Origin of the sequence: Streptomyces sp. HSW2009, from assembly GCF_040240285.1 — a bacterium.
In the GTDB taxonomy this organism is placed as follows: Bacteria; Actinomycetota; Actinomycetes; order Streptomycetales; family Streptomycetaceae; genus Streptomyces.
The window spans coordinates 1-3,219 of the sequence record NZ_JBEHZD010000727.1; the positions used below are offsets into that span (position 1 = coordinate 1).

Below are 3,219 nucleotides of genomic sequence, written 5' to 3' on the forward strand. Positions count from 1 at the left end.
CCCCCCACCCCCCCCCCCCCCGCGGGGGGGGGGGGGCGCCCCCCGCCCCCCCCCCCCCCCCCCCCGCCGGGGGGGGGGGCCCCCCCCCCCCCCGCCGCGCACCGCCGGGCGGGCGTCCGCGCCACCGCGAACGGGCCGGTCGGACGCCGCCCGACGGCCCCGGAACGGGGGCATCGGCCTCGCGGAGCGCGGCGCGTCCGGGGCGTCTGCCCGGGCCTCTGGGGCGGCTCTGTCGCCCCGTCAACAGGCCACATCCGGCCAGGTGGCCGACGGCGTCACCCCGACGGCGCCCGGTGGCGGCGCTTGCTGTGCCGGCTCGGGACATCCGCCGACCGGACCGGCGGGTGGCGCATACACGCAGATTCGCCGCCGGTGCGCCGCCGGCCGGTCGCGCCACCGGGGCACCCCGCTCACCGGCGCACGAGTGGTGCGACGGGCGGCGCTCGCCCGAGCCCGTGGTTCAGGGCTGGAGCGGGCGGTGATCTTCGGGGCAGGTGGGGCAAGCGCTGTCAAAGAACGTCAGCTACGGCAGCCGTGCGCCAAGTGCACCGTTCCACGGCTGAATCCGACTTGGCCGGTAAGTGTCGGTGTAGTCGCACGTGACACCGGCAATAGTGTGAACACCGGTGTCGCCTTGCCCCTGGCGACTACCGTCCCCCACCGCACGTATGCAGCGTGTCATGGCCCAACGCCGTGCCACGCACCGACGGTTCGCCGTCTACCCGAGGACGCACCGACAGCGATGAGGGCATCTCATGCGCCAGTGGCACTCTGAATTTCAAGCGAGATGCTGGTACGACGACGCGGTCACGGTCGTCGAGCTCCACGGCGAGATCGACATCGTGGCCGCCGAGGCACTCGCGCCCCGGCTCCGCCGGCTGACCGCCGGCTCGGGCCACGAGGTCATCGTCGACCTGAGACCGGTCACCTTCATCGATTGCAGTGGCCTCGGCATGCTCTGCGTACTGCACGAGCGGCTGATCGCCCGCGGGCGCCGGCTGCGGGTGGTGGCCACCCGGCCGCTCACCCTCAAGATGCTGCGGCTGACCGGACTGCACCGCGCCTTCGTGGTGCACGGGTCGCTGCGCGAGGCGCGCAGCGCCACCGGCCTGCCGCTGGCCCCGAAGACGCCCGCGGGTCGCGGCGCGGCGGGCGCCGGCCGCACCACCGTGGACGCCGCCATCGCCAGCCTGATCCCCTACCAGCGCACCCGGCCGCGCCCCGGCACCCAACCGGCCCCCTCTGCGGGCGATGGGTGAGTCGCACTAGCGGCGCCGCCGCCGATGCGGTCTCCTGGAGCGGAACTCACGGACGAAGAGGGCTGCGGTGGAGAAGAAGCAACGCCGGGCGGCAGCGCTGTGCGCCGCACTGACGACCGTCCTTGCCGTGGCCGTCGCCGGCTGCGACGACAGCACCGAGACGGAGAGCGGCACCTCCCCGCTGACCGGGCTGAAGGCGCCAGCGGCGCCGGTGCTCGCGGTGAAGATCGACAACGTGGGCCCGGCGCGCCCACAGACCGGCCTCGGCGCGGCCGACATCGTCTACGTGGAGCGCGTGGAAGCCGGCCTGTCCCGGCTGATGGCCGTCTACTCCTCCCATCTGCCGCAGCGGGTCGGCCCGGTCCGCAGCGCCCGCGAAACGGATCTGGAGCTGCTGCGCCAGTTCGGTGAGCCGGCCTTCGCCTACTCGGGTGCACAGTCCAAGCTGCTTCCGCTGGTGAAGGACGCACCGGTGCACGCGGTGACGCCGGAGCAGTCCTCCGACGCCTTCCAGCGCGGCCGGGACCGGCCGGCCCCGCACAACCTGTATCTGCGGCCCGAGCGCGCCCTCGCCGCGGCGAAGGACGCCGAGGACGCGCCCGACATCGGGTTCCGCTTCGGCGCGGCGCCCGCCGGAGGCCGCGCCACCCCCTCGTACACCGTCCGCTACCCCGCGGCGGCCATCACCTTCACCTGGTCGGGCGAGCGCGCCCGCTACCGGGTCGCGATGGACGGCAGCGCGGTGCCGGGCGCCGACGGGCAGGGCCGGGGGCCGGCGACCGTCGTCGTCCAGGGGGTCACCATCCGCGACTCCCGCTTCCACGACCGGGCCGGCAGCGCCACGCCCTTCACCGACACCACGGGCGAGGGCCCGGCCCTGGTGCTGCGCGACGGCAAGGCCCACCGGGCCCACTGGGAGCGCCCGTCCGCCACCCGCGGCACGGAGTTCACCACCGAGGACGGCAAGCGCCTCGACTTCGCCCGCGGTCCGGTGTGGGTGGCGTACGTGCCGCGGGACGCCGTCCCGTCCGGCGCCGCGGGCAGCTCGCGCTAGGCGTACGGGAGCACGGACCGTACGGGGAGCGCCGGCGGTGCGGGAACGCCGGCCGGACGCGAGCGGTGGCGGTAGGGAGCGGGGGAGCGCCGTGGGTGTGGTCCGGCGCGCGGGAGCCGCAGTCGGCCCCGGGGCGGGCGCGGTCTTCCTGGCGGTCGGGGTGGCGGTGCGGGGCAGGGGGTTCGACGTCGTGCGGCTCGGTGCGCGCAGTAGGATCGGCGGCGCTGCACTGACGATGGATACCGCTGGTAGGAGGCTTTTCATGGCGCAGGTTACGTTGAAGGGGAACCCGGTTCAGGTCACCGGCGAGCTGCCCAAGCCCGGTGCCCAGGCGCCGGCTTTCACCCTGGTCGGCGAGGGGCTGGCGGACACGTCCCTCAGCGACTTCGCCGGTCAGCGCAAGGTGCTGAACATCTTCCCGAGCGTGGACACCCCGACCTGCGCGCAGTCCGTGCGTGAGTTCAACGCCCGGGCCGGCAAGCTGGACAACACCGTGGTGCTGTGCATCTCCGCCGACCTGCCGTTCGCGCAGGGCCGGTTCTGCGGCGCCGAGGGCCTTGAGCAGGTCAAGACCCTGTCCACGCTGCGGGGCCGGGCATTCCACGAGGAGTACGGCGTCGCGCTCGCGGACGGCCCGCTGGCCGGTCTCGCCGCGCGTGCGGTGGTCGTGCTCGACGAGAACGACAAGGTGCTGCACGCTGAGCTGGTCGGCGAGATCGCCGACGAGCCCAACTACGACGCCGCGCTCGCCGTCCTGAGCTAGTACGCAGAACCCGGGACCGGCAGCCAGCCGGCCCGGGGGGGGGGGGGGGGGGGGGGGGGGGGGGGGGGGGGGGGGGCGGGGGGGCCGCGGCGGGGGGGGGGGGGCGGGGGCGGGGGGGGGGCCGGGGGCGGGCCGGCGGGCCG

At 75.6% G+C, this 3,219-nt stretch carries 3 protein-coding genes; all 3 read left to right on the top strand.

Features of this window, described 5'->3' with window-relative positions; translation table 11 throughout:
• The first annotated feature begins 755 nt into the window (after positions 1-755).
• The 3 genes from AAHZ94_RS31375 (at position 756) to tpx (ending at position 3,076) form a co-directional block, all read left to right on the top strand.
• The gene (locus AAHZ94_RS31375; RefSeq protein WP_349997105.1) at positions 756-1,259 is read left to right on the top strand and encodes an STAS domain-containing protein; all 504 of its coding nucleotides are present in this window, start codon (positions 756-758) and stop codon (positions 1,257-1,259) included.
• 67 nt (positions 1,260-1,326) lie between these two features.
• Positions 1,327-2,313 carry a DUF3048 domain-containing protein gene (locus AAHZ94_RS31380; protein ID WP_502964840.1) on the top strand — a complete coding sequence of 329 codons (987 nt, stop codon included), beginning with the start codon at positions 1,327-1,329 and terminating at the stop codon, positions 2,311-2,313.
• A gap of 262 nt (positions 2,314-2,575) precedes the next feature.
• Positions 2,576-3,076, top strand: coding sequence for a thiol peroxidase (gene tpx, locus AAHZ94_RS31385; protein ID WP_349997106.1), 501 nt, complete (start codon positions 2,576-2,578; stop codon positions 3,074-3,076).
• The last annotated feature ends 143 nt before the right edge of the window (positions 3,077-3,219 follow it).